This is a genomic window from Clostridium sp. FS41, from assembly GCF_000954015.1.
Classification (GTDB): Bacteria; Bacillota; Clostridia; order Lachnospirales; family Lachnospiraceae; genus Enterocloster; species Enterocloster citroniae.
On record NZ_JYHN01000059.1, the window covers coordinates 387,283 to 413,517 of the forward strand.

Genomic DNA, 26,235 nt, shown 5'->3' on the forward strand with positions numbered 1-26,235 from the left:
GAATAGAGATGTTTCAGATATTGATGACGTTGCTCATTTACATGGTTTTGGTGGTTCCTGTGGGAATTTATCTGTATCATGTGGCAACAAAACAAAAGACATTTGCTGATCCTGTATTTGACCGGATCGACAATCGGATTTATAAGGTCTGCCGCATTGAGCGGGGGAATATGAGCTGGAAAACCTATGCCCTTAACCTGCTTATGACAAATGCAGTTATGATATTGATCGGTTACTTGGTTTTAAGGCTGCAGGGATTGCTTTTCCTGAATCCCAATAAGATTGGGGCAATGGAACCCACCCTTTCCTATAACACGATCATTTCATTTATGACCAACACGAACCTTCAGCATTACTCCGGCGAATCCGGCCTGACCTACCTGAGCCAGGTGGTTGTCATCATATTTATGATGTTCACCTCGGCGGCAACCGGATACGCAGCCTGTATGGCATTCTGCCGCGGTATGTCCGGGAGACCTATGGGTAATTTTTATGAAGACATGGTCAGGAACACCACACGTATCCTGATTCCCATTGCATTTATAGTAGGACTGATTTTGATCTGGCAGGGTACACCGCAGAACTTCCAGTCAAACTTTACGGTACATACAATGGAGGGAAAACTCCAGGATATTGCAACGGGACCCATTGCAGCGCTGGAATCCATTAAGCATGTGGGAACAAACGGAGGTGGATTTCTGGGAGCCAACTCATCCACACCATTGGAAAACCCTACGATCATATCAAATATTGCAGAGCTTTATTCCATGATGATTCTTCCGGGTGCTTGTGTGATTGCTTTTGGCCGTATGATTGCCGACAAGCGCAGGGAACTGGGGAAGAAGACTATCTTCGGGAAACAGGGCAGGACTGTGTTTGCAGCAATGGCCATTATCTTCATGGCAGGCCTGGCAGTCTGCTATGTATCTGAAAAAGCAGGTAATCCCATCCTTGCAGGCGTGGGCCTGAATCAGGATATGGGATCCTATGAAGGAAAGGAAGTGCGGTTTGGAATTGCCCAGTCAGCGTTATTCACCACTACGACCACTTCATTTACAACCGGAACCGTTAATAACATGCATGATACACTGACGCCGTTAGGAGGATTGGTACCTTTGCTCCATATGATGCTCAACTGTGTATTTGGAGGAAAGGGCGTAGGCCTGATGAACATGGTCATGTATGTCATATTGGCGGTGTTTATCAGCGGCCTGATGATTGGGCGTACACCGGAATACCTGGGCAAGAAGATAGAAGGGCGGGAGATGAAACTGGTGGCGGTCTGCCTTATCATTCATCCGCTGCTGATCCTTGGCTTTTCAGCTCTGGCCGTATCCACGGCAGGCGGCCTTGAGGGGATTACCAATCCGGGGTTCCACGGTCTGTCCCAGGTACTGTATGAATATAGTTCCTCAGCGGCAAACAATGGATCCGGCTTTGAGGGGCTTGCAGATAACTCTGTTTTCTGGAACATGACGGCAGGCTTGGCAATGTATTTTGGACGTTTTCCGGCTATTATACTGCAGCTGGCAATTGCCGGAAGCATTCTTGCCAAACGAAAGGTAAATGAAACGATCGGTACACTTAGAACGGATAATGTAATATTTACATTGATTCTTGTGTTTGTCGTATATATATTCGCGGCATTGACGTTCTTTCCGGCACTGGCGCTGGGACCCATCGCGGAGCACCTGACAGTCTGGTTCCCGGTAATGGGTTAAGTTAAGGAGGAAATTTCAAATGTCAAACAAGAAACAGCAAACAACAAAATTCATAACAAAGGATATACTGAAAAACTCCATAATGGGGGCATTCCAGAAGCTTGATCCAAGATATATGAGTAAGAACCCGGTCATGTTTGTGGTTGAGATAGGATTTTTTATAACCCTTCTTCTCTGTTTTATCCCAAATATGTTTGGAGATGTAGATGCCATGGGAGACGGGTTTTCCGTGGCGTCCCTGAGGGCGTATAATGTCATTGTTACCATCATCCTTTTTATCACTGTATTATTTGCAAACTTTGCTGAATCAGTAGCGGAAGGAAGGGGAAAGGCTCAGGCGGAAACCCTTAAGAAGACAAAAAAGGACACCATTGCCCATCTGCTGATGCCGGATGGTTCAGAGACGGACATTCCGGCTTCTGAACTGAAAAAGGGAGATGTGGTGATGGTCAGGATGAACGAGCTGATCCCCAATGACGGCGAGGTCATTGAAGGAATTGCCTCTGTTGACGAATCGGCCATCACGGGTGAATCCGCGCCGGTTACCCGCGAAGCCGGAGGTGACTTTTCCTCCGTGACAGGCGGAACGACTGTGGTATCAGACTGGCTGAAGATAAAAATCGCAGCGGAACCGGGAAGTTCTTTCCTCGATAAAATGATTGCCCTGGTAGAGGGAGCGTCCAGGCAGAAGACGCCAAATGAAATCGCTCTTAACACATTGCTGGTAGGGCTGACTATTATATTCCTGATCGTCATTGTGTGCCTATACCCCTTTGCGGTCTATTCAGGGGTACAGATTCCGGTGGCAACATTGATTGCGCTGATGGTCTGCCTGATCCCTACCACCATTGGAGGGCTGCTGTCTGCAATCGGTATCGCGGGCATGGACCGCGTTACCAGATTTAATGTGATCGCCATGTCAGGAAAGGCTGTGGAGGCTTGTGGTGACGTGGATACAATGATACTTGATAAAACAGGTACCATCACATTTGGCAACCGCCTTGCGGCGGATTTCCGGCCGGTGGCAGGGGCAGATCAACGGGAACTGATTGACTTGGCGGTATTGTCATCGCTGGAAGATACAACACCTGAGGGAAAGTCCATTGTGGAGTTGGGGAAGAAGATGGGGAGCAGGATCGATCTTTCCGTTGAGAAGAACATGGATTTCATCGAGTTTACAGCCCAATCCAAGATGTCGGGAGTTGATCTGGAGGACGGCACCAGGATACGAAAAGGGGCGGGAGAGGCGATCAAGGCATTTGTGAGCGCCCATGGCGGAAAGCTTCCAAAGGATTTGGACACGATTGTAGAGGAAATATCAAAATTAGGCGGAACACCTCTTACTGTTTGCAGAGACAACCGTATTCTCGGCGTCATTTATTTGAAAGATACGGTAAAACCGGGGCTGGTGGAGCGTTTTGCAAGACTTCGGGAAATTGGCATCAAGACCATTATGTGTACCGGCGATAACCCACTAACTGCCGCAACCATTGCAAAGGAAGCCGGTGTGGACGGTTTTATCGCCGAATGCAAGCCGGAAGATAAAATTACTGAAATCAGGAAAGAGCAGGCTGAGGGAAAAATCGTGGCAATGACAGGAGACGGAACCAATGATGCTCCGGCTCTGGCGCAGGCGGATGTGGGACTTGCAATGAATTCGGGGACCCAGGCGGCCAAAGAGGCGGCCAACATGGTGGATCTGGATTCCGACCCGACAAAAATCCTGGAAGTGGTGGAAATAGGCAAGCAGCTTTTGATTACAAGAGGGTCATTGACCACGTTTTCAATTGCCAATGATGTGGCCAAATATTTTGCCATCATACCGGCAATGTTCATGTTGGTGATTCCGCAGATGAACATGTTGAATATCATGAAGCTCACAACCCCATACAGTGCAATCCTTTCGGCGCTTATATTTAATGCCATCATCATCCCCAGCCTGATTCCCATTGCCATGCGTGGAGTAAAATATAAGCCCATGCGGTCTGATAAGATGCTGCTTAAAAATATGGGAATCTATGGAGTGGGCGGTGTGATCGTGCCATTTATAGGAATTAAGATCATCGATGTCATGGTGTCACCGTTACTTGCATTGTTAGGCTTATAAAATCAAGGCAAATAAAACGGCCGGAAGGAGATAAAAAATATGAAATCAGTTATGAAGTATTTAAACAGCGCATTTAAATGTTCCCTGGTTCTGGGCGTGTTATGCTGTGTGGTATATCCGGCGGCATTAACCCTGGCCGGGCAGGCACTTTTCCCAAAACAGGCAAACGGAAGCCTGATTACGGTTACTGTGGACGGCCAGGAACAGGTGGTGGGCTCTGAATATGTAGGGCAGCAATTTGAGGATTCCCGCTTTTTCCACGGAAGGATCTCTTCAGTCAATTATAATTGCTATACAGAGGAGGAAAAAGCAGAGGGCAGCTATGGCGGTGTGTCATCCGGTTCCTATAATTATGGAAATTCCAATCCGGATCTGAAGGCGCGGGTGGAAGCAGACCTGGCCGCCTGGATGAAAGATCATCCCGGTGTGAAACAGGAAGATATACCCTCTGAGCTCCTGACTGCATCGGGGTCCGGCCTGGACCCGCATATAACGGTTCAGGGGGCCAGAGTACAGGTTGGAGCTGTCATGGAAGCCTCGGGCCTGACAGAAGATGAGCTGAATTCCATCATAGACAGGAATACCACAGGTAAGACATTAGGCATCTTCGGTGAAGAGACAGTCAACGTACTTGGCTGTAATCTGGACATAGCGGAAGCGTTGGGCATGATCTCAAGAGAGTAGGGATGATTTATGCAGCGGGCGCAGGTAATTGCGGAGGGGGCGGAAACCATCCCTCCGCTTTTTTGCCGTTTTTCTTTTAGGAACCGTAAGCAAATATTAAAACAATGCCCATAATTCCTGTGGTATAGTAAAGGAAGAATATGGATATCCCGGATATCCAAAAGAATGCAGGGGATGGCAGGTTCAGGAACAAACCGCAGGACCCGGGTAAGGGGGAGAACAGGTGACGGGAATTTATGCGCTGGTCCATATGGCAGTGGATTTATCATGTGCCTTTCTTGTATTTGCCTATGTGGTGGGAGGGGAAGGGTGGTACCTTTGGCTGCTTGTTTATAATTTCTGTGCCTTTGCCATGCAAATGCCCATTGGCGCGGCTGCCGACCGGTTGAACCGCAACGGTATGGTGGCTGCGGGTGGATGTGTGGGTGTCCTGGCCGGGTTGGGACTGGGAGCTGCCGGATATCCCGCTGCCGCTTCCCTGACCGCGGGGGTCGGCAACGCCTGTTTTCATGTGGGAGGCGGGATCGATGTGCTGAACCACTGTGAAAAGAAAGCAGGGCCTCTGGGCCTGTTTGTGGCTCCGGGAGCGTTGGGCGTCTATATTGGAACAGTGGCGGGAAAGACAGGAACGGGTATGGCCATCTGGGTCGCCGGGCTGTTGCTTTTGTCAGCGGTTCTCATCCCTGTGGCCGCAGACAGCCGCGGCTTATGGCGTTCCTCAGGAAACCTGCCTGTCCGGTTTGAAAACAGGGCGCGTTCCCGGCGGATTCTTCTGGCTGTGGGATGCTGCCTGTGTGCCGTTATACTGAGATCTTTTTCCGGCATGGTCCAGAAGTTTCCCTGGAAAGAGACTTTTCCTGGAGGCGCCCTGCTCCTTATATTGTGCGTAGTGCTGGGAAAGATCCTGGGAGGGATCCTGGGGGACCGGATGGGCATCACGAGGACAGCGTTCCTCTCCATGGGCGCAGCCGCGCTGGGATTTCTATGTTTGGAGCATCCCTTTGGCGGGCTGGGGGCCGTGCTTTTCTGGAACATGTCCATGCCCCTCACACTCTGGGCAGTGGCCGGGGCCTTTCCCGGCGCAAAGGGATTTGGCTTCGGCCTTCTCACATTTGGCCTGTTCCTTGGCTTTTGCCCGGTCTATCTGGAAGGCGCCGGATCAGGGACAAGGAACCTGCTGTCATCTGCCGGTCTTTTCACTGCGGCATCTGCGCCGGCGGGGATGGCGCCCATGGCTGTCCTGTCCCTGTTCCTTCTGGGGTGGGGATTAAGGCAGGTGGTAAACTAATGGGAATATGGATATTAAAAACACTGGCCATATCGCTGGCGCTGACCATTGTGCTGGAACTTGGTTTTGGAATGATCCTTGGAATCAGGAATCCCTGGGATATGATATTGGTGATACTTGTAAACCTGCTGACTAATCCGGCGGTGGTGTTTCTTAATTATGTGAATCTGCTGTATATGGGACAGAACCAGGCAGCGGTTACAGCGGCGCTGGAGATAGGCGCGGCGGCGGCCGAAGGGCTGTGCTACAGGGCGGCATCCAGACGGATCCGCCGTCCCTGGCTGTTTTCAGCAGGGGCCAACCTGTTTTCTTTTACTGTGGGAGCGACCATCACATCGCTGGCCGGCAGATAGAGCGGGAAGGCAGATGCTAAAGGCGGGGATGGAAGACAGAAATAGAAGGCAGATGCTAAAGGCGGGAATAAAAGATGGGACCAGAGGATAAGCCGGAGGAGATAAAAAGTAGGAGGAGATCAAGATGAAAAGCGGTTTTGGCGGCAGGACGTGTTGGGGAAGGAAACAGAGGGACAGGAAACGGGCAGAGGTGAAACGGGCAAAGATGGAACGGGCAGAGATGGAACGGGCAGAAGTGCGGTATGCTGTTCCGTGGATTTGGTGCATGCTTTTGGCAGTATCCATCTGTTTTCTGGGCAATGGGACTGCCTATGGAGACGTGATATGGACCCCCAATGACTCCTTTTACGAGGAGCACTATGAGGACTGCGAATATGTGGGACGCAGGTATTATGCCAATGGTTCCAACGGATATGTGACGGTCATGGAACAGCCGGATACAGGGAAGATCATAGACCACATTGCCAATGGAGCGGTGTTTTATGTTTCCATGACCTATGATACCGGGCGTTCCGGGACCTGGGGAGTGGTTCAGTACCGCATGGATGAAAACGGCAGTCCGGTGATGGATTATGGATGGGAGGATGGCGCGGCTGTGGGCTGGATCCCCATGACAGACCTTCTGGTGGTCTACGATGGACAGAGTTTCCGGGAAGAACATAAGGGTGAGCTGCAGGAGACAGACCAGGAATCCATGCCCCGTGTTGAAATGCCGGAACAGGGGATCATTTATCTGTGGCAGTATCCGGGGGCTGAAGACTGGTACAATGAACTGAAGATAATGGAAAGTGATATGCAGTTTGATATGATATATAAGGATCCCAACGGGGATCTGTGGGGGTACTGCGGTTACTATTACGGGAACAGGGATTTCTGGGTCAATCTAAGCGATCCGGGTCAGGACAAAGGCGGACTTGGCCAGCCGGAAGAGCCGACACTGATCCAGGCCGTGTCGCAGGAGGAGCTTCAAGCCCTCCCCAAAACAGGAAGGGCTGAGTACGGACTTCTCCTTCCGGTGGCAGGCATGATCATACTGACCGTGGCCCTGACCGCGTCCCTGATCTACGTAATGACCAGGAAAAAAGGCAGGACATAATCCTGCCCGTTTAACAATATCAGAGCCCGACAGGGGTATGGCCCGCTTAACGGTATTGCAGCTCAACGGGTTACGGCTTGATATAACCGTAACCCTGAGCCTGCCGCTTTACCAGTTCCATCACACCGGCAGGCACCGCAACCACAAAATCTTCCAAATCCGTCTCGGTAAGACCGTTGCCTTTCATTGCATTCCTGCAGGCGGCAAAGGTAACACCCCTTTGATGCAGACCGGCCATTTGGGCCGAGTAACTGCCGGCGCCTCTGGCCGGGGCGTACTCCAGCACTGCTTCGCTGTTGGCCAGTACTTCCACTGTGATGCTTTGACAATCCTCATGGGAATCAGCTGCCTGCAGCAGGTTTTCCACATTGCCCAGAAGCAGCTTCCATTTGGAACGTTCGTCAATATGAAAAATAACCCTATATTCCGTATAATCCATTTCCGTCACCTCTCATTCTCATATCCATATGCGACATATTCCATCATCTGATCTGTTGTCTCATCATCCCGGATGAAATTCATAAGGATGGTATGTATCTTTCTGATGCGCTCATCTTCAGGCCCATCCGGGCCTATGTCAGCGTTCAGTTTTTCACGCATCTGAAACAGGGTGTCCTGCCGGTCCGGCATCTTGAATTTCATGGCCTTGGCAATGGTGCCGATGGCGCAGTAGGCCTCCAGGGGAGATGTCATGGGGGCGGGGGGTTCAAAACGGGCCTTGATATCCAGGGCCATTTTTATAATGTATGACATAGTTCAACACCTCGATCAATTGCTGGGGCACTCCTGGGGATCCGGATATAAAGGGGTCCCCGGAGCACTCCTGTAAACCCTATCATACCACAAATGCGAGGATTTGTGTGAGTTTCCTTTTAAAGGGCAGGGAACAGGGCAATGGGAAGGGGGTACAGGCGTTAAGAAACCGTGAAAATTTCCCCGGAACATCGGGTTCAAATAAATCTCAATTGCTGGAAACATCTGCTTATGGTATACTAAAACGGAAGTCCAGGTGTATGACCTGTGAAAATGACGGAATACTTAAGATATAGGAGTATAGTACATGAAAAACCCAAGATTTAAAAATTATATATACTGGGGCACCACCGCCCTTGCCGTGATCGCCCTCAGCGTGGCGTTTGGATTCTTTCTGTCCCGGTTTGAACTGGTATCCGGGGCGCTGGGGAAGATTGCCTCCATTCTGATGCCCATCATATACGGGGCAGTGCTGGCATATCTGATGCTGCCCATTTACAATAAGACAAGAGCATGCACCACGCTGAAGCTGAAGACTGTTATGAAAAGTGAGTCTGCCATCGGAAAGCTGGCCAAGACGGCCGGCACCCTGGTAAGCCTTATTGTATTGTTCGCCATTGTGGCTGGGTTGTTCAGTATGATCATCCCCCAGATCTACACCAGTATCATCGGGCTGCAGGAGAGTATAGGAGAGTATATCAACAACCTGACCCTTTGGATGACCAAGCTGTTTGAGGACAACCCGGATGTCCAGCAGGCTGTTATGCCATATTATGAGCAGGCTGTGGAGGAATTCCAGAAGTGGCTCACCGAGAAGCTGGTCCCCAACATGTCAATGATCATCGGACAGCTGTCCACGGGACTGCTGAACGTGGTTACGGTGGTGAAGAATATATTGATCGGCGTGATTGTCATGGTTTATTTCCTGAATATCAAGGATACCCTGGCAGCCCAGTCCAAGAAGATCATATACAGTGTGTTCAAGCTCAAGGAAGCCAACCGGATCGTAAGTGAAGTGCGTTTTGCCCACGGTGTGTTCGGCGGTTTTATCACCGGCAAGCTTCTGGATTCCCTGATCATCGGGATCATGTGCTTTTTTGCCCTGAAATTCCTGAAAATGCCCTATGTGCTCCTCATCAGTGTGATCATAGGCGTGACCAATGTGATCCCCTTTTTCGGCCCCTTTATCGGAGCCATACCCAGCGCATTCCTGATCCTTTTGGTCAGTCCCATGAAGTGCCTGTATTTCCTCATTTTCATACTGATTTTACAGCAATTTGACGGCAATATCCTGGGGCCGAAGATACTGGGGGATTCCACGGGGCTTCCCAGCTTCTGGGTGCTGTTTTCCATCCTGCTGTTTGGCGGACTCATGGGCTTTGTGGGAATGATCATCGGGGTTCCCACATTTGCCGTTATATACAGGCTTACATCCATGTATGTGAGCAATTCCCTTGTGAAAAAGGACCTGTCCTCCAGAACGGAGGATTATCTGCGCCTGGACCATATAGATGAAGAAGAAAAGATTTATATCGACCGGGACATACAGGAGTAAATGTTCCCGTTGTCTGATACCGGCCGGTATTCGGGCCTGCTTTCCCGCTGTAAGGGTGGCAGGCCCTTTTAAACAGGGAGGAGGTAACTATGAGTAATCTTGAAACTAGGTATCTGGAGCGGTTGTCGGAACTGTACCCCACCATTGCGGCAGCTTCCACGGAGGTGATCAATCTGGAGGCCATTTTGAACCTGCCAAAAGGGACCGAGCATTTCCTGACAGATATCCATGGGGAATATGAAGCATTTTCCCATGTGTTAAAAAATGGGTCGGGAGCTGTGCGGCGCAAGGTAAATGACGTGTTCGGAAACACGCTGAGCAGCCAGGATAAGCAGAAACTGGCCACCCTGATCTATTATCCCAGGGAGAAGATGGCGCAGATCCTGGATCAGGTACATAACAGGGAGGATTGGTATAAGATAACCCTGTACCGCCTCATTGAGGTGAGCAAGCGGGCGGCGAGCAAATACACCCGATCTAAAGTGAGAAAGGCCCTGCCGCCAGAATTTGCCTATGTGATCGAGGAGCTGATCACGGAAAAGGTGGATGTGAGGGATAAGGAATCCTACTACAGCGCCATTGTGCGGACCATCATACGGGTGGGCCGGGCCGGGGAATTTATCGTGGCCCTGTGTGAACTGATCCAGCGCCTCATTGTAGACCATCTGCACATACTGGGAGATATATATGACAGGGGGCCGGGACCCCATATCATCATGGATAAGCTTATGTCCTATCATTCCCTGGACATTCAGTGGGGGAACCATGATGTGCTCTGGATGGGAGCCGCGGTGGGGCAGAGGGGATGCATTGCAAATGCGATCCGCATCTGTGCAAGGTACGGAAACCTGGATATCCTGGAAGACGGATATGGCATCAACCTGCTTCCGCTGGCCACCTTTGCCCTGGACGTCTATGGAAATGATCCCTGCACCTGTTTTGTGCTTAAGGGGACCAACACCTGCAGTCCCAGCGAGACGGACCTGAATATGAAGATGCACAAAGCCATCTCCATTATCCAGTTTAAGGTGGAGGGACAGCTCATCAAGGAGCATCCGGAATTTGAACTGGAGGCCAGGAATCTTCTCCATCTGGTTGATTTTGAGAAAGGCACCATCTGTCTGGATGGGAAGGAGTACCAGATGACGGACTGTCATTTCCCCACCGTGGACCCGGCGGATCCATACCGGCTGACAGAGGAGGAGGAAGGGATCATGGAACGCCTGGTAAAGGCATTCATGAACTGTGAAAAACTGCAGCAGCATATGCGTTTTCTGCTGGCCAAAGGCAGCCTGTACAAGGTATACAACGGAAACCTCCTCTATCACGGCTGCATCCCTCTAAATGAGGACGGCAGCTTTAAGGAAGTTGAGATATACGGGGAAACCTGTAAGGGCAAGGCCCTATATGAACGGCTGGACAGCTATGTTCGCAAGGGTTTTATGTCCACCGACTGTGAGGAACAGAAAAAGGGAAGGGATATCTGCTGGTATATCTGGCTCCATCAGAACTCCCCGCTGTTTGGCAAGGACAAGATGGCTACCTTTGAGCGGTATTTCCTGACAGACAAGGAGACGCACAGGGAGAAGAAGAATCCCTACTACAGCCTTTTGGAGGATGAGGCCACGGCCCGGGCAATATTGGATGAATTCGGACTTTCCCAGGAGGAGGGGCACATCATCAACGGCCATGTGCCCGTGAAGTCAAAAAACGGCGAGAATCCCGTCAAATGCGGCGGAAAGGTGCTGGTCATTGACGGCGGATTTTCACGGGCATACCAGAAGGAAACCGGCATTGCAGGTTATACGCTCAGCTATAATTCCTACGGGCTGATCCTGGCAGCCCATGAACCCTTTGAGTCCACGGAGGCGGCCATAGAAAAGGAAAGCGATATCCACTCGGAGAGCATCATTGTCAAACGGGTGTCCAACCGCAAGCTTGTGGGCGATACGGATGTGGGATGCCAGCTGAAGACAAAGATACGTGATCTGGAAATGCTCCTGGAGGCATATCACACAGGGAAGATCGTGGAGAAATTTCCGGTTCGCCAGGGGATTTAGACCCCGCTTTTGCACTTGTTTTCCCGCCGTCCTGAACTGTTACGGAAAACCACAATTTTTCGATTGTGGTAGTTACAATAAGTTGACTTTGGCTTTTCTTTGTGTTATAGTATTCTGCATGATGCAGGTGCGTCACAGGTCAAAGGGGACAGGATGTATTAAAGTCACCCTTATTTTATTTCATTGAGCAAAAGGAGGAAGTAGATATGAAAAAATTCATGGCATTATCAATGGCAGCTGTTATGGTACTTTCCATGGCCGGATGTGGTTCCAAGCCGGCGGAGACGACCACGGCCGATACCACGGCGGCAACAGAGGCAGCGGCCGATACCAGCGCGGCCGATACCACGGCAGCTGAATCAGCAGCAGGTACCGCAGCGTCAGGAAAGAAGTACGTCATCAACACGGATACCACATTTGCCCCATTTGAATTTGAGAATGAGAAGGGTGAGATGGTGGGGATTGACCTGGATATTTTAAAGGCAATTGCCCAGGACCAGGGATTTGAGTATGAAGTGATTCCGGTTGGATTTTCCGCAGCATGTATCGCTCTGGAGTCCGGAGAGTGCGATGGCGTGATCGCTGGCATGTCCATCACAGATGAGAGGATACAGAAATACGATTTTTCTGAACCATACTATGATTCCGGTGTTGGAATGGCAGTGCTGTCCGGTTCCGACATCACTACATATGACCAGTTAAAGGGACAGAATGTGGCTGCAAAGATCGGTACGGAAGGATGCACCTTTGCGGAGTCCATTGCTGACCAGTATGGTTTTGAGGTGACACAGTACGAGAGCTCCTCCGACATGTACCAGGCAGTTCTCAGCGGCGAGGCGGCTGCCTGCTTTGAGGATTATCCTGTAATCGGCTATGAGATTTCCAGAGGCCTTGAACTGACACTTCCCACTGATATGGAAAAAGGTTCTTCCTATGGCTTTGCAACCTTAAAGGGCGCTAATCCAGAACTGGTTGACATGTTCAACAAGGGACTGGAGAACATCAAGGCAAATGGAAAGTATGAAGAGATTCTGAACACCTATATTGCTAAATAAGTACTGCTGGCACACAGCAGTCAATGAGCGCCGGTTGCTGCCAGGAGCAGGACCGGCGCCTGAATGTGAAAACAAATGTTATGGATAAATTTAAAGCAGTTACATGCAGTGGCGCTAAGTGTTTTAAATTTGGCTATAACGGTCCGGCAGCCTGCCGGAGGACACATGCAGCTTATAAAAGAGAAAAGGATGATAGTATGCAGATTATTAACATTTTGACACAGTATTACCCATCGTTTTTTAAGGCATTGGGAATCACCATGCAGATGACGGTCATTTCACTTCTTTGCGCCACGGTCCTGGGAGTGATCTTTGGACTGTTTAAGGTCTCTGACTTTAAGGCGCTGAAGGTGATTGCCAATTTTTATATTGATATCATCAGAGGAACGCCGCTTCTGGTGCAGGTCTATATCATGTACTATGGAGTGGGCAGTATGCTGCGTCCCTTGGGGTTCCAGTGGAACCTTTACGGCGGGGCCTTTACGGCAGGCTGCGTGACCCTGAGCCTGAATGCGGGCGCCTATATGGCCGAGATCATCAGAGGCGGCATTGAGGCTGTGGACAAGGGACAGATGGAGGCGGCCAGAAGCCTTGGACTGTCCTACGGCAAGGCCATGAGAAAGGTGATCCTGCCCCAGGCATTCCGCACCATGCTTCCCACCATCATTAACCAGTTCATTATCACGCTGAAGGATACATCCCTGATTTCTGTCATCGGCCCAAGGGAGCTTACACAGAACGGCAAAATCATTGCCGCCAATGCCAGTTCCATGGTAATGCCCATTTACCTGGCCGTGGCAATTTTCTACCTGGTTGTATGTACCATACTGTCCAGGATGGCAAAATATGTGGAGAGGAGAGTGTCCTATGGAAAATAAGATTTCAGTTAAGAAACTCCAGAAAAGCTTTGGGGATCTGGAAGTTTTAAAGGATATCAATATTGAGATAAGGGAAGGGGAGGTCGTGTGTATGATCGGGCCTTCCGGCTCGGGTAAAAGTACGTTTCTGCGTTGCCTTAACCGTTTGGAGAAGATCACGGCAGGTGATGTTGTGGTGGACGGCCATCCGATTTCCGATCCCAACACCAATATCAACAAGGTGCGTGAGAACATTGGCATGGTGTTCCAGCATTTTAACCTGTTCCCCCACCTTACGGTGCGTGAGAACATTACGTTGGCTCCCACGGAGCTGAAACTTCTGAACAAGGCTGACGCGGACAAAAAGGCAATGGAGCTTCTGAACCGGGTGGGGCTGGCTGATAAGGCGGATGCATATCCGGGACAGCTCTCCGGGGGACAGAAGCAGAGGGTGGCAATTGCCCGTTCCCTGGCCATGAATCCGGATGTCATGCTCTTTGATGAGCCCACCTCGGCCCTGGATCCTGAGATGGTAGGAGAAGTTTTGGAGGTTATGAAGCAGCTGGCAGCCGATGGCATGACCATGGTGGTGGTCACCCATGAGATGGGATTTGCCAGGGAAGTGGCCGACCGGGTGATCTTTATGGATGAAGGGTATATTGTGGAGGAAGGCACGCCTGAGGAGGTATTTGGGAACCCCAGGGAGGAGCGTACCAGAAGCTTTTTAAACAAGGTATTGTAGAGATGGCAGGACGAATATAAGAGAACATATAAAAAAATTTCCAAATTTTATAAAATCTGCTTGAAATATCGGGAAGATGTGGTATAATATCAGTGTTGTGCAGATGTAGTTCATCGGTAGAACACCAGCTTCCCAAGCTGGGGAGGCGGGTTCGATTCCCGTCATCTGCTTACACTGAGGGCCTTGTGAATACAGGGCCTTTTTTGTTTCTTAAAATCATCAAAACGGCAGGAGATTTTTACACAGGAGAATTTTTCTCCCTCAAAACTTGCCAAAACAATACAAATATGTTTTAATACTATAAGATGAAACGTACGTATGTACTTATTGATTATGGAGGATTGCAATGGCAAAGGAACAGTATAATGCGGACAGTATTACAGTGCTGGAAGGGTTGGAAGCAGTGCGTAAGCGTCCGGGTATGTATATAGGAGGCGTTGGATCAAAGGGATTAAACCACCTGATCTATGAGATTGTGGACAATGCGGTGGACGAGCATCTGGCCGGATACTGTGACAGCGCTTGGGTGACCCTGGAAGCGGACGGTTCCTGCACGGTGCGGGATAATGGACGCGGTATACCGGTGGGGATGCACAAGAAGGGGGTATCGGCAGCCAGGATCGTTCTTTCCACCTTACATGCAGGCGGTAAATTTGATAATGACGCGTATAAGACCAGCGGAGGACTTCACGGAGTGGGTTCCTCCGTAGTTAATGCCCTGTCGGAACACATGGATGTAAAGGTGTACCGGGACGGTTTCATTCACCATGACGAATATGAGAAAGGAAAGCCCGTGGTCAAGCTTGAGAACGGGCTGCTTCCCATTGTGGGAAAGACCAGGGAGACCGGAACCAGAATCAATTTCCTTCCGGACAGCGAGATTTTTGAGAAGACCAGATTTAAGGCCGAATGGCTTAAAAGCCGTCTTCATGAGACTGCCTATCTGAATCCGCAGATGACCATCTACTATGAGAATAAGCGGGCGGGGGAAGAGGAGAAGGTCACTTACCATGAGCCGGAAGGCATTGTGGCCTATGTTAAGGAACTGAATACGGGCAAGACCGCGGTTCACGATCCTATCTATTTTAAGGGTACTGTGGACAAGATCGAGGTAGAGGCCGCCATTCAGTTTGTGGATACCTTTGAGGAGAACATCCTGGGCTTTTGCAACAATATATTTACCCAGGAGGGCGGCACCCATCTGGCTGGATTCAAGACCAAGTTTACGGCGCTGATCAACAGCTACGCAAGGGAGCTTGGGATTTTAAAAGAAAAGGATACCAACTTTACGGGAGCGGACACCCGCAACGGCATGACGGCGGTGATCGCTATCAAGCACCCGGACCCTATCTTTGAGGGACAGACTAAGACAAAGATGGCCAGTGCGGACGCCACCAAGGCTGTGTTTACTGTGGCCGGAGACGAGCTGCAGCTGTATTTCGACCGCAATGTGGAAGTGCTAAAGGGTGTGATCGCCTGTGCCGAGAAGTCGGCCAAGATACGGCGCGCTGAGGAAAAGGCCAAGACCAACATGCTGACCAAATCCAGATTTTCCTTTGACAGCAATGGAAAGCTGGCCAACTGTGAGAGCAGGGAAGCGGAAAAATGCGAGATCTTTATCGTAGAGGGAGATTCCGCCGGAGGCTCCGCCAAGACGGCCAGAAACCGCAAATATCAGGCAATCCTTCCGATCCGGGGAAAAATCCTCAATGTGGAGAAGGCATCCATGGACAAGGTTCTTGCTAACGCCGAGATCAAGACCATGATCAATACCTTTGGCTGCGGGTTCTCGGAAGGCTATGGCAATGATTTTGATATTACCAAGCTGCGCTATGATAAGATCATACTGATGACGGATGCCGATGTGGACGGAAGCCATATCGATACGCTTCTTCTCACATTTTTATACAGGTTTATGCCTGAGCTGATCTATGACGGACATGTGTATATTGCAATGCCGCCCCTGTTTAAGGTGATCCCGAAGCGGGGCGAGGAGCAGTATCTGTATGATGAAAAGGAGCTGGAGCGCTACCGCAGGAGCCATACCGGGGATTTTACCCTTCAGCGATATAAGGGACTTGGTGAAATGGACGCCGAACAGCTGTGGGAGACTACTCTGGATCCGGAGCGCCGGGTGCTTAAGCGGGTGGAGATCGAGGATGCCAGAATGGCTTCCGAGATAACAGAGATGCTTATGGGAAGCGAAGTGGCGCCGCGCCGCGAGTTTATCTATGAACATGCGGATGAAGCGGAGATTGACGCATAGGTGTATAACGAGGAGAAGATAATAACATGGCTGAAAAGATATTAAGGACAGAATACAGCGAGGAAATGCAGAGAAGCTACATGAATTACTCCATGAGCGTCATCACTGCAAGAGCCATTCCCGATGCCAGGGATGGATTAAAGCCGGTGCAGCGCCGGGTCCTCTATGATATGAGTGAGCTGCGTCTGGATCACGATAAGCCCCACAGGAAATCGGCGCGTATCGTGGGCGATACCATGGGTAAATACCATCCCCATGGAGACAGCTCCATTTATGAGACACTGGTTGTCATGAGCCAGGATTTCAAAAAAGGCATGGCACTGGTGGACGGACACGGAAACTTTGGCTCCATTGAGGGAGACGGGGCGGCCGCCATGAGGTATACCGAGGCGCGTTTGGAGAAATTTGCCCAGGAAGTGTATCTGAAGGATCTGGACAAGACCGTCAACTTTGTGCCTAACTATGATGAGACGGAAAAAGAACCCGAGGTTCTTCCGGTCCGTGTGCCCAACCTTCTGATCAACGGGGCGGAAGGCATTGCAGTCGGCATGAGTACCAGCATCCCGCCCCACAACCTGGGCGAGGTGGTGGATGCGGTCAGGGCTTATATTGATGATCCTGAGATCTCCACAGAACAGCTGATGGAATATATGCCTGGACCGGATTTCCCTACCGGTGGGATCATTGCCAACAAAAGTGAACTTCCGGGCATCTATGAAAACGGAGTGGGCAAGATCAAGCTGCGGGGCAGATTTGAGGTGGAACTGGGCAAACGCAAGGCGGATAAGGATAAGCTTGTGATCACAGAGATCCCCTATACCATGATCGGAGCCGGCATCAACAAGATGCTGGTGGATATTGCGGACCTGGTGGAGAGCAAGAAACTGACCGATGTGGTGGACATTTCCAACCAGTCCAATAAAGACGGGATCCGCATTGTGCTGGAACTGCGCAAGGACGCTGACATTGACAAGATAAAGAACATTCTGTATAAGAAGACCAAGCTGGAAGACACCTTTGGGGTCAATATGCTGGCAATTGCGGGCGGACGCCCGGAGACGTTGAACCTGAAGGGAATTTTGCGCAATTTCCTGAATTTCCAGTATGAAAATACAGAGCGCAAATACAATGTGCTGCTTCAGAAGGAACTGGATAAAAAAGAGGTGCAGGAAGGCCTGATCACGGCCTGTGACTGTATCGACCTGATCATCGCGGTTCTCAGGGGGTCCAAGAACCTGAAGGATGCCAAGGCTTGTCTGATGTCCGGAGATGTGTCAAAGATCCAGTTTAAGGTGCCGGGATTTGAGGAGGATGCAAAGCAGCTGCATTTTACAGAGCGTCAGGCCTCGGCTATTCTGGAAATGCGCCTGTATAAGCTGATCGGACTGGAGATCCTGGCTCTGGAAAAGGAGCATAAGGAAACCCTGCGGAAGATTGCCGAGTATAAAAAGATCCTGGGAAGCAGGGATGAGATGAACCGCGTGATCAAGGATGACCTGGCGGCTATCAGGAAGGAGTTTTCCGTTCCAAGGCGCACTCTGATTGAGGACGGGCCGGAGGCCTTTTATGACGAGACCGCGGTTGCGGTCCAGGAGGTGGTCTTTGTCCTGGACCGGTTCGGATACTGCAAGCTTCTTGACAAGTCCACCTATGAGAGGAACCAGGAGACTGTGGATACGGAACAGGTGCATGTGGTAAGGTGCCTGAACACGGATAAGATCTGTCTGTTTGCCTCCAGCGGCAACCTGTACCAGATCAAGGCCGCGGATGTGCCGGCAGGAAAACTGCGTGACAAAGGAACGCCCATTGAGAACTTAAGCAAATACGATGGAACAAAGGATTCCATCATATACCTGACCAGCGCCCAGGACCTGAAGGGCCGCACCCTTGTGTTTGCCACAAAGATGGCCATGGTAAAACAGGTGCCTGCGGAAGAATTTGAGACCAACAACCGTATGGTGGCGGCCACGAAGCTCCAGGAAGGTGACGGGGTGGTGACGATTGTTCCTGTAGAGGGGCAGAGCGAGGTGGTGCTGCAGACCACCGGCGGCGTGTTCCTGCGGTTCCCACTGGAGGAAATATCCGTGCTGAAAAAGGCGTCCAGAGGCGTCCGGGGAATCAAACTGGCCAAGAATGAGGAGCTGGAGAACTTATATCTGATCGGAGAAGACCCGGTGATCGAGTATAAGGGCAAGGAAGTCCATATGAACCGTCTGAAGATTGCCAAGAGGGACGGCAAGGGCAGCAAGGTCCGCCTGTAAAAAAGCGGTGCCGGGGTTTGGCGCCGGGATATCGCACACAAAATCCAAGGCGTGTCCGCATGCGAAATACAAATGTGCGCAAAAGACGAATTTCCTGTTGCATTTTTCTATGATTTGGTATAGGATAGGGAAAGATTCCCCGATCAAGGAAATTCCCCCACACACGGAAGTTCCATCACTGGCGGAAGAAAAAAGGACAATGAGGAGAATGAAGGGACTATGGAAAAGAAATTAAGAGTCGGCATATTAGGTGCAACTGGAATGGTTGGACAGCGGTTTATCTCCCTGCTGGAACATCATCCCTGGTATGAAGTGGTGACAGTAGCAGCCAGCCCGCGTTCAGCAGGCAGGACCTATGAGGAGGCGGTGGGAGGGCGCTGGAAGATGAATACCCCCATGCCGGACGCCGTTAAGGGCTTAATTGTCATGAACGTAAACGAGGTTGAGAAGGTAGCGGCAGGCGTGGACTTTGTGTTCAGTGCAGTGGACATGACAAAGGATGAGATCAAGGCCATAGAGGAAGCATATGCAAAAACCGAGACGCCGGTCGTGTCCAATAACAGCGCCCACCGCTGGACGCCGGATGTGCCCATGGTGGTGCCGGAGATCAACCCGGAGCATTTTGAGGTCATGCCTTTCCAGAAAAAGCGCCTTGGCACAGAGCGCGGCTTTATTGCAGTAAAACCCAACTGCTCCATTCAAAGCTATGCCCCTGCATTGACTGCGTGGAAGGAATTTGAGCCCTATGAGGTGGTGGCCACCACATATCAGGCCATTTCCGGTGCGGGCAAGACATTTAAGGACTGGCCGGAGATGGAGGGCAACATTATTCCTTATATCGGCGGCGAGGAAGAAAAGAGCGAACAGGAGCCGCTGCGCCTGTGGGGCAGGATTGAAGACGGCGTGATCGTGAAGGCGGAGGACCCTGTGATCACCTGCCAGTGTATCCGTGTTCCCGTACTCAACGGACATACGGCCGCGGCATTTGTAAAGTTCAGGAAGAAAGTGACAAAGGAACAGCTCATTGAAAAGCTGGTGAATTTTAAAGGCCTTCCCCAGGAACTGGAGCTTCCCAGCGCACCCAAACAGTTCATCCAATATTTGGAGGAGGATAACCGCCCCCAGGTTACGGCTGACGTGGATTTCGAGAATGGCATGGGCATTTCCATTGGCCGCTTAAGGGAAGATAAAGTGTATGATTATAAGTTCGTGGGCCTGTCACACAATACGGTCCGCGGGGCGGCAGGCGGAGCTGTCCTGTGTGCGGAGCTGCTTACGGCAAAGGGATACATTCAGGCTAAATAGAGGCGGTTTTTTGCAGAGCACCAATCAGGATCCAATACAGGATCCAATACAGGATCCAATACAGGATCCGATACAGGATCCGATGCAGGTTCATTTACATCAGGAAACAGGAGAAGGAGAGGCATATGGCAATCGCAAAGGAATTATTCGGGACAATGCCGGACGGCACAGAGGTCTATAAGTATACACTGGTCAACAGAAACAAGGTGTCAGCTTCCTTTATCACCCTGGGCGGCGTATGGGTATCCATGATGGTGCCTGACAGAAAGGGACAGATGGGGGATGTGGTGCTTGGATATGACGATCTGGACAGCTACAGAAAGAATCCGCCCCATTTCGGAGCACCGGTGGGACGCAACGCCAACCGGATCGGAGGGGCTGTGCTCACCATTGCGGGAAAGGAATACCCCCTGGCCGCTAATGACGGCCCTAATAACCTTCACAGCGGTCCAAACCTGTATCATGACAGGGTCTGGTCCTGTCAGGCATCTGACACAGAGCAGGGAAGCAGACTGGATTTTTACCTGGAAAGCCCGGATGGGGACCAGGGATATCCTGGCAATGCAAAGATAACGGTAAGCTATACCCTTACAGATGACAATAGCCTGATTCTGGATTATCACATGGTGTGTGATGCGGATACGGTGGCTAACTTTACCAATCACAGCTATTTTAACCTGGCGGGCCATGACAGCGGGGATGTGCTGAAGCAGGAGGTCCGGATCGATGCGTCCTGTTATACGCCTGCCGACCAGGTATCCATTCCCACCGGGGAGATTGTTCCGGTAGCCGGAACACCCATGGACTTTACGGAAATGAAGCCCATTGGCCGTGACATCGAAGCGCCGTTTGAAGCGTTGATATTTGGCAAAGGATATGACCACAACTGGGTACTGGATCACAAGGCCGGAGAACTGGCCCTGGCAGCCAGGGCAATGGACCCGTTAAGCGGCCGTGTGATGGAATGTTACACAGATCTTCCGGGCATGCAGTTCTACACTGCCAATTTCCTGACGGATGAGCTGACTGGAAAGGGCGGTGCCCATTATGACCGCCGCCATGCATTCTGTTTTGAGACACAATACTATCCGGATGCGGTACACAAAGGGAATTTTCCTTCCCCCATAATAAAGGCGGGGCAGGAGTATAAGACAACCACGGTCTATAAGTTCCTGGTTGAGTAACATGATCGGTAAAAGGCGCTGAATAAACTGGTTCAGCGCCTTTTTGTACGTCATTCATTGCCACAAAACGGATTTAATGGTATACTATAAAAATACGCGCCTGGAAAACGGCTCAAAACCATGGCCTGCCAGGCCGCGTACAGGAGAGAAAAGTAAAAGAGGGATTGGATGTCAAAGTCATTATACATAGCGGAAAAGCCCAGCGTGGCAGTACAGTTTGCGGAGGCCCTAAAGATTAAGGGCAGACGCGGGGACGGGTACATTGAGTCGGAGGATGCGGTGGTCACATGGTGTGTGGGCCATCTGGTGACCATGAGTTATCCGGAAGCTTATGACATGAAGTATAAACGCTGGAGTTTTCAGACACTGCCGTTCCTTCCAAAGGAATTTAAGTATGAAGTCATTGAGAATGTAAAAAAACAGTTTGAGATTGTCAAAGGCCTTTTGAACCGGGCGGATGTGGATACCATCTATGTGTGCACGGACTCGGGGCGTGAAGGTGAGTATATATACCGTTTGGTGGCCCAGATGGCCGGTGTGACAGGGAAGAAGCAAAAGCGCGTCTGGATCGATTCACAGACAGAGGAGGAGATCTTAAGGGGGATCAGAGAGGCAAAGGACGAATCAGAGTATGATAACCTGTCAGCCTCCGCCTACCTGAGGGCAAAGGAAGATTACCTTATGGGGATCAATTTTTCCAGGGCCCTGACCCTGAAGTACGGGCCGTCCCTGTCCAACTACCTGGGTACCAAATTTACAGTGCTGTCCGTGGGCCGTGTCATGACCTGTGTGCTGGGAATGGTGGTGCGCAGGGAGAGGGAGATACGAAGTTTTATAAAGACACCTTTTTACAGGGTGATCGGCAGTTTTGAGTCCCCTGGAAAGGACGGGGAGCCTGTGCCTTTTGAGGCGGAGTGGAAGGCTGTGGAGGGCTCCAGGTATTTTGGAACTCCCCATCTTTATAAGGAAAATGGTTTTAAAGACAGGGACCATGCCGAGGAATTGATCGCCATGCTGCGGGAACAGCCGCCCATGGAAGCGGTGGTGGTGTCAAAGGAGAAAAAGAAAGAGACAAAGAACCCGCCTCTTCTCTACAACCTGGCGGAGCTGCAGAATGACTGCTCCAAGATGTTTAAGATCAGCCCGGATGAGACCTTGAAGGTGGTCCAGGAACTCTATGAGAAAAAGATGGTCACATATCCCAGAACGGATGCCAGGGTACTGTCCACCGCAGTTGCCAAGGAGATCTATAAGAATATCGGGGGACTAAAAAATTATGCGCCCATGTCAGAGTTTGCCGGCGAGATACTGGAAAAGGGAGCTTATAAGGGCATTGCAAAGACGCGGTATGTCAATGACAAGCAGATAACAGACCATTATGCCATTGTGCCCACAGGACAGGGAGCCGGGAACACCAGGGGGCTTTCGCCTCTTTCAGAAAAGGTGTACCAGGTGATATGCAGAAGGTTTTTAAGTATTTTCTATCCGGCGGCCGTTTATCAGAAGTACAGCCTGGAGCTGGAGCGGATGAAGGAACACTTTTTTGCCAATTTTAAAGTCATGTCCGACCCGGGATATCTGAAGGTGGCGGATGTGAATCTGGCCCGTAAGAACGGCGTTGAGGAAACCTTTGAGGATCATCAGGGCCAGGGCGGAAAGACTAAGGATGAAACCCAGAATGGGGAGGGTGATGAGGCCCAGAATGCCCTTTCTCCAAAAGTTGACAGGACAGTATTGCTTCAAATGCTTGCAGAATTGAAAAAAAATGATATACTTACTTTGGTGGATCTGAACATAAAAGAAGGGGAGACATCCCCGCCAAAGCGGTATACCTCCGGTTCCATGATCCTGGCCATGGAAAATGCGGGCCAGCTCATAGAGGATGAGGAGCTGCGTGCCCAGATCAAGGGAAGCGGTATAGGTACCAGTGCGACCAGGGCAGAGATACTGAAAAAGTTGTTCCATATCAAGTACCTCAGCCTGAATAAGAAGACACAGGTCATTACCCCGGACCTTCTGGGGGAGATGGTATATGATGTGGTGGACAATTCCATAAGACAGCTCTTAAACCCGGATCTGACCGCCAGCTGGGAAAAAGGGCTTACCTATGTATCAGAGGGCTCCATAACCTCAGAGGAATATATGGAGAAGCTGGAGCGTTTTGTAGCAGGCAGGACAGTTAATGTGATCCGGATGAATAACCAGCATGATCTTCGCAGGGTATTTGATTCGGCTGCCGCGTTCTATAAAAAGACAGAATCTAATAAAAAGGAGACTAAACTATGAAACTGGAACAGATGACGATCAAGGAACTTTTAGACACAAGCCATACAATTGCAGAGAAGCTGTTTGACGGACAGGTTTATCCGTGGGAGGTGCTTCCTAACATCGGAGCATTTATTGAGGAATTAGGCCCCATCCTTCCTGAAAATGAATACAGAAAGGTAGGCAAGAATATCTGGATCCATAAGACTGCCAAGATTGCGCCAACCATTGCAATGGGCGGACCTATGATCGTTTGCGCTAAGGCAGAGATCCGTCAGAGCGCGTTCTTAAGGGGACGTGTGATCATCGGCGAGGGCGCTGTGATCGGAAACTCCTGTGAACTGAAGAACTCCATTATCTTTGACGGCGCCCAGGTTCCGCACTTTAACTATGTGGGCGATACTATCATGGGCTTTAAGGCACACATGGGCGCAGGCGCGGTGACCTCCAATGTAAAATCAGACAGATCCCTGGTTAAGGTTCATGCTGAGGACGGGGATGTGACCACCGGATTTAAGAAGTTCGGCGCTATTCTGGGTGATCATGTGGAAATCGGATGCAACAGTGTCCTTAATCCGGGAACCGTGATCGGAAGAAACAGCAATGTATATCCCTTATCCAGCGTAAGGGGCTGTGTACCGGCTGATTCCATTTACAAGAATCAGGATAATATTGTTATCAAGGAAGTAAGAGAGCAGGAAGCGGAGCCGGAGGCAGCAGAGCCGGGAAAAGGCGGACTTAAGGTAGTTAAGTAAGCCGGGAAACGAATGAAAATAAAAGCGGGAAAACGGAGTGTACACAGTGTCTGCACAAATCCGTTTTCCCGCTTTTTCTATAAGGCAATTTATCAGGGCAATTTTACTTTGTTCCAAAGATGCGGTCCCCTGCATCACCCAGACCTGGACAGATATAGGCATTCTCATTCAGGCAGCGGTCCAGATGGCCCACATAGATCTGGATATCGGGATGGGCTGCACGGAGACGCTCCAGGCCTTCAGGCGCAGCAATGATGGCCATAAACTTGATCTTTTTCCCGCCGTGCTCCTTGATGAAATCAACGGCAGCCACGCCGGAACCTCCGGTAGCCAGCATGGGATCAGTGACAATGATGGTGCGCTCCTCAATGGGGTTGGGAAGCTTGCAGTAATACTCATGAGGCTCATGGGTGACTTCATCGCGGTACAGTCCAATATGGCCTACCTTTGCGCTGGGAACCAGTGCAAGGATGCCGTTCACCATGCCCAGCCCTGCACGGAGGATCGGAACCACAGCCAGCTTGCGTCCGGCTATCATAGGTGTCATGCATGTCTCAATGGGAGTCTCAACCTCCACGTCCTCCACAGGAAGATCGCGGAGCGCCTCATAGCCCATAAGCATTGCGATCTCTTCAATCAGGGCGCGGAATTCGTTGGTCCCTGTGGATTTGTTGCGCAATATGGAAATCTTGTGCTGGATCAAAGGGTGGTCAAAAATCATTATGTTATCCATAGTTGTTGCTGCTCCTTTATCTATTAGAATTAATGATAATTAGTAACAGTTCAGGACGGCAGGAAAATGGGTGCAAAAGCGGGCGTTAAGCTTGCTTATAAGTCCGTTTTTGCACCCATTTTCACATTGGATGGATATCCGATGCTTATTGACCGGCTTTTCCGGTCAATAAGATGGGCCGTCCTGAAACGTCACGATAATTATATATCAAATAGCTTATGATATCAACCGTTATATGACATTCCGCCCGTCATTATTTGGTAGATGGGTCAAATGATACAATGACATAGTCGCCTAATGCATGGGGAACAGGCATGGAAAAGAAGATGGTTCCCTGTTTTTCGTAGCTGAAGGACTCCGGCCAGGCGGTGCCTGATGAAAGGGGGAAATCCGCGCCGTCAAACACTGCGGTCAGGGTGTCGATATCCAGAGAGCTTCTGTATTCCAGGACAGCTGCCTCTACATCAGCGGAAATACCGGAGAATTTCACATCATCACTGAGTACATAGCCGGCCATGGTATAGGCATCTGTAAAATCCTCAAATCCCAGATCCTGGACCTGGGGAAGGTTAACGGTATTGGAATAGAACAGATTGACCGGGTGGGCGGCGCCGTCTCCCATAAGGCTTCCCGTGTAGGTGGCGGTGATCCTCTTGCGGTCCACGGATATGATTTTGCACTTAATGGAAAGGGTATCCTTGGACTCATCAATTTCATTGGCCTTGATCACAGAGAGGGCATTTGACTTTAGCAGCTCATTGACCTTGGCCTGCTTGTCCGCGTCATCCATCTTGTTCACGGCCGGATATTGGATGGAAACCTTACCGGATGTGTATGTCTCTATCTCTGCTGTGACACTGGATGTATTGCCGTTTTCCGTGGGAGCGGCAGTCTCTGTTTCAGCTTCTGTGGTGGGGGGAAGAGTCTCCTTTGGACTTTCAGTGGCAGCTTCCGTGTGTATGGTGGAAAGGTCTGCCTTTTCCGGCGCCTGGCTTAGGATCAGGCCAATGGCCACACCGCCTATCACCACCGCTGCACTGATCGCGCCTATTAGAATTTTCTTATTTGTATCCATCATAATTCCTCCTTTGTATTCCTGTGGACTCTCGTAGTCCCCTGATATTCTGATTTGCGGGATGATTCCGAGAGTACACTCCTGGCTTGTGCCAGGATTGTGTTAATTATAAATGATATT

The 26,235-nt window shown here is 50.5% G+C and carries 21 protein-coding genes and 1 tRNA gene; 18 read left to right on the forward strand and 4 right to left on the reverse strand.

Annotated elements, in window-relative coordinates:
• Positions 1–8: 8 nt before the first annotated feature.
• The 6 genes from kdpA to CLFS41_RS13805 all read left to right on the forward strand — a co-directional run bounded on the left by kdpA (position 9) and on the right by CLFS41_RS13805 (position 7,249).
• Positions 9–1,721, forward strand: a complete 1,713-nt coding sequence (gene kdpA, locus CLFS41_RS13780; RefSeq protein WP_045092567.1) for a potassium-transporting ATPase subunit KdpA — start codon at positions 9–11, stop codon at positions 1,719–1,721.
• 19 nt (positions 1,722–1,740) lie between these two features.
• Positions 1,741–3,828 (forward strand): potassium-transporting ATPase subunit KdpB, encoded by a 2,088-nt coding sequence (gene kdpB / locus CLFS41_RS13785; RefSeq protein WP_045092568.1) that lies wholly within the window; start codon positions 1,741–1,743, stop codon positions 3,826–3,828.
• Between the two features lie 39 nt (positions 3,829–3,867).
• Complete coding sequence (kdpC, locus tag CLFS41_RS13790) at positions 3,868–4,512, forward strand: K(+)-transporting ATPase subunit C (RefSeq protein ID WP_007857946.1); 645 nt, start codon at positions 3,868–3,870, stop codon at positions 4,510–4,512.
• 223 nt (positions 4,513–4,735) lie between these two features.
• Positions 4,736–5,800, forward strand: a complete 1,065-nt coding sequence (locus tag CLFS41_RS13795) for a hypothetical protein (protein WP_045092569.1) — start codon at positions 4,736–4,738, stop codon at positions 5,798–5,800.
• Positions 5,800–6,153 (forward strand): hypothetical protein, encoded by a 354-nt coding sequence (locus tag CLFS41_RS13800; RefSeq protein WP_045092570.1) that lies wholly within the window; start codon positions 5,800–5,802, stop codon positions 6,151–6,153. Before CLFS41_RS13795 ends, CLFS41_RS13800 begins: the two co-directional genes overlap by 1 nt.
• Positions 6,154–6,277: 124 nt before the next feature.
• A complete protein-coding gene (locus tag CLFS41_RS13805) occupies positions 6,278–7,249 on the forward strand; it encodes a hypothetical protein (RefSeq protein ID WP_007857941.1) in 972 nt (323 codons plus the stop codon).
• A gap of 70 nt (positions 7,250–7,319) precedes the next feature.
• Here CLFS41_RS13805 and CLFS41_RS13810 read toward each other — a convergent pair whose 3' ends face one another.
• A complete protein-coding gene (locus CLFS41_RS13810) occupies positions 7,320–7,688 on the reverse strand; it encodes a DsrE family protein (protein ID WP_007857939.1) in 369 nt (122 codons plus the stop codon).
• 5 nt (positions 7,689–7,693) lie between these two features.
• The gene (locus tag CLFS41_RS13815; RefSeq protein ID WP_007857938.1) at positions 7,694–8,002 is read right to left on the reverse strand and encodes a DUF3837 family protein; all 309 of its coding nucleotides are present in this window, start codon (positions 8,000–8,002) and stop codon (positions 7,694–7,696) included.
• A 307-nt stretch (positions 8,003–8,309) separates the two neighbouring features.
• On the opposite strand from CLFS41_RS13815, the gene CLFS41_RS13820 reads away from it, so the two are divergent.
• The 12 genes from CLFS41_RS13820 to CLFS41_RS13875 all read left to right on the forward strand — a co-directional run bounded on the left by CLFS41_RS13820 (position 8,310) and on the right by CLFS41_RS13875 (position 24,307).
• Entirely contained in the window at positions 8,310–9,557 is a 1,248-nt protein-coding gene (locus tag CLFS41_RS13820; RefSeq protein ID WP_007857937.1) for an AI-2E family transporter, read from the forward strand.
• Positions 9,558–9,646: 89 nt separating this feature from the next.
• Positions 9,647–11,617: a fructose-bisphosphatase class III gene (locus CLFS41_RS13825; RefSeq protein ID WP_045092571.1), complete on the forward strand. Its 1,971-nt coding sequence runs from the start codon at positions 9,647–9,649 to the stop codon at positions 11,615–11,617.
• A gap of 206 nt (positions 11,618–11,823) precedes the next feature.
• Positions 11,824–12,672: a transporter substrate-binding domain-containing protein gene (locus tag CLFS41_RS13830; protein WP_007857930.1), complete on the forward strand. Its 849-nt coding sequence runs from the start codon at positions 11,824–11,826 to the stop codon at positions 12,670–12,672.
• 197 nt (positions 12,673–12,869) lie between these two features.
• Positions 12,870–13,550, forward strand: a complete 681-nt coding sequence (locus CLFS41_RS13835; protein WP_007857928.1) for an amino acid ABC transporter permease — start codon at positions 12,870–12,872, stop codon at positions 13,548–13,550.
• Positions 13,540–14,271 carry an amino acid ABC transporter ATP-binding protein gene (locus tag CLFS41_RS13840; RefSeq protein ID WP_045092572.1) on the forward strand — a complete coding sequence of 244 codons (732 nt, stop codon included), beginning with the start codon at positions 13,540–13,542 and terminating at the stop codon, positions 14,269–14,271. Before CLFS41_RS13835 ends, CLFS41_RS13840 begins: the two co-directional genes overlap by 11 nt.
• Before the next feature lie 99 nt (positions 14,272–14,370).
• A tRNA-Gly gene (locus tag CLFS41_RS13845) sits at positions 14,371–14,441 on the forward strand.
• 176 nt (positions 14,442–14,617) lie between these two features.
• On the forward strand, positions 14,618–16,537 hold the full coding sequence (locus tag CLFS41_RS13850; RefSeq protein ID WP_045092573.1) for a DNA gyrase subunit B: 1,920 nt from the start codon (positions 14,618–14,620) through the stop codon (positions 16,535–16,537).
• Between the two features lie 26 nt (positions 16,538–16,563).
• Positions 16,564–18,798 carry a DNA topoisomerase (ATP-hydrolyzing) gene (locus CLFS41_RS13855; RefSeq protein ID WP_045092574.1) on the forward strand — a complete coding sequence of 745 codons (2,235 nt, stop codon included), beginning with the start codon at positions 16,564–16,566 and terminating at the stop codon, positions 18,796–18,798.
• Between the two features lie 219 nt (positions 18,799–19,017).
• Entirely contained in the window at positions 19,018–20,103 is a 1,086-nt protein-coding gene (asd, locus tag CLFS41_RS13860; protein WP_045092575.1) for an aspartate-semialdehyde dehydrogenase, read from the forward strand.
• 125 nt (positions 20,104–20,228) lie between these two features.
• The gene (locus tag CLFS41_RS13865; RefSeq protein WP_045092576.1) at positions 20,229–21,287 is read left to right on the forward strand and encodes an aldose epimerase family protein; all 1,059 of its coding nucleotides are present in this window, start codon (positions 20,229–20,231) and stop codon (positions 21,285–21,287) included.
• Between the two features lie 168 nt (positions 21,288–21,455).
• A complete protein-coding gene (locus CLFS41_RS13870) occupies positions 21,456–23,573 on the forward strand; it encodes a DNA topoisomerase (protein ID WP_045092577.1) in 2,118 nt (705 codons plus the stop codon).
• Positions 23,570–24,307 (forward strand): UDP-N-acetylglucosamine pyrophosphorylase, encoded by a 738-nt coding sequence (locus CLFS41_RS13875; protein WP_045092578.1) that lies wholly within the window; start codon positions 23,570–23,572, stop codon positions 24,305–24,307. Before CLFS41_RS13870 ends, CLFS41_RS13875 begins: the two co-directional genes overlap by 4 nt.
• Positions 24,308–24,410: 103 nt before the next feature.
• Here the strand turns inward: CLFS41_RS13875 and upp are convergent, their stop codons facing one another.
• Together upp and CLFS41_RS13885 are read right to left on the reverse strand one after the other, a co-directional pair.
• Entirely contained in the window at positions 24,411–25,040 is a 630-nt protein-coding gene (upp, locus tag CLFS41_RS13880; RefSeq protein ID WP_007857906.1) for a uracil phosphoribosyltransferase, read from the reverse strand.
• A 253-nt stretch (positions 25,041–25,293) separates the two neighbouring features.
• The gene (locus CLFS41_RS13885; protein WP_227883911.1) at positions 25,294–26,118 is read right to left on the reverse strand and encodes a hypothetical protein; all 825 of its coding nucleotides are present in this window, start codon (positions 26,116–26,118) and stop codon (positions 25,294–25,296) included.
• Between the last annotated feature and the right edge of the window lie 117 nt (positions 26,119–26,235).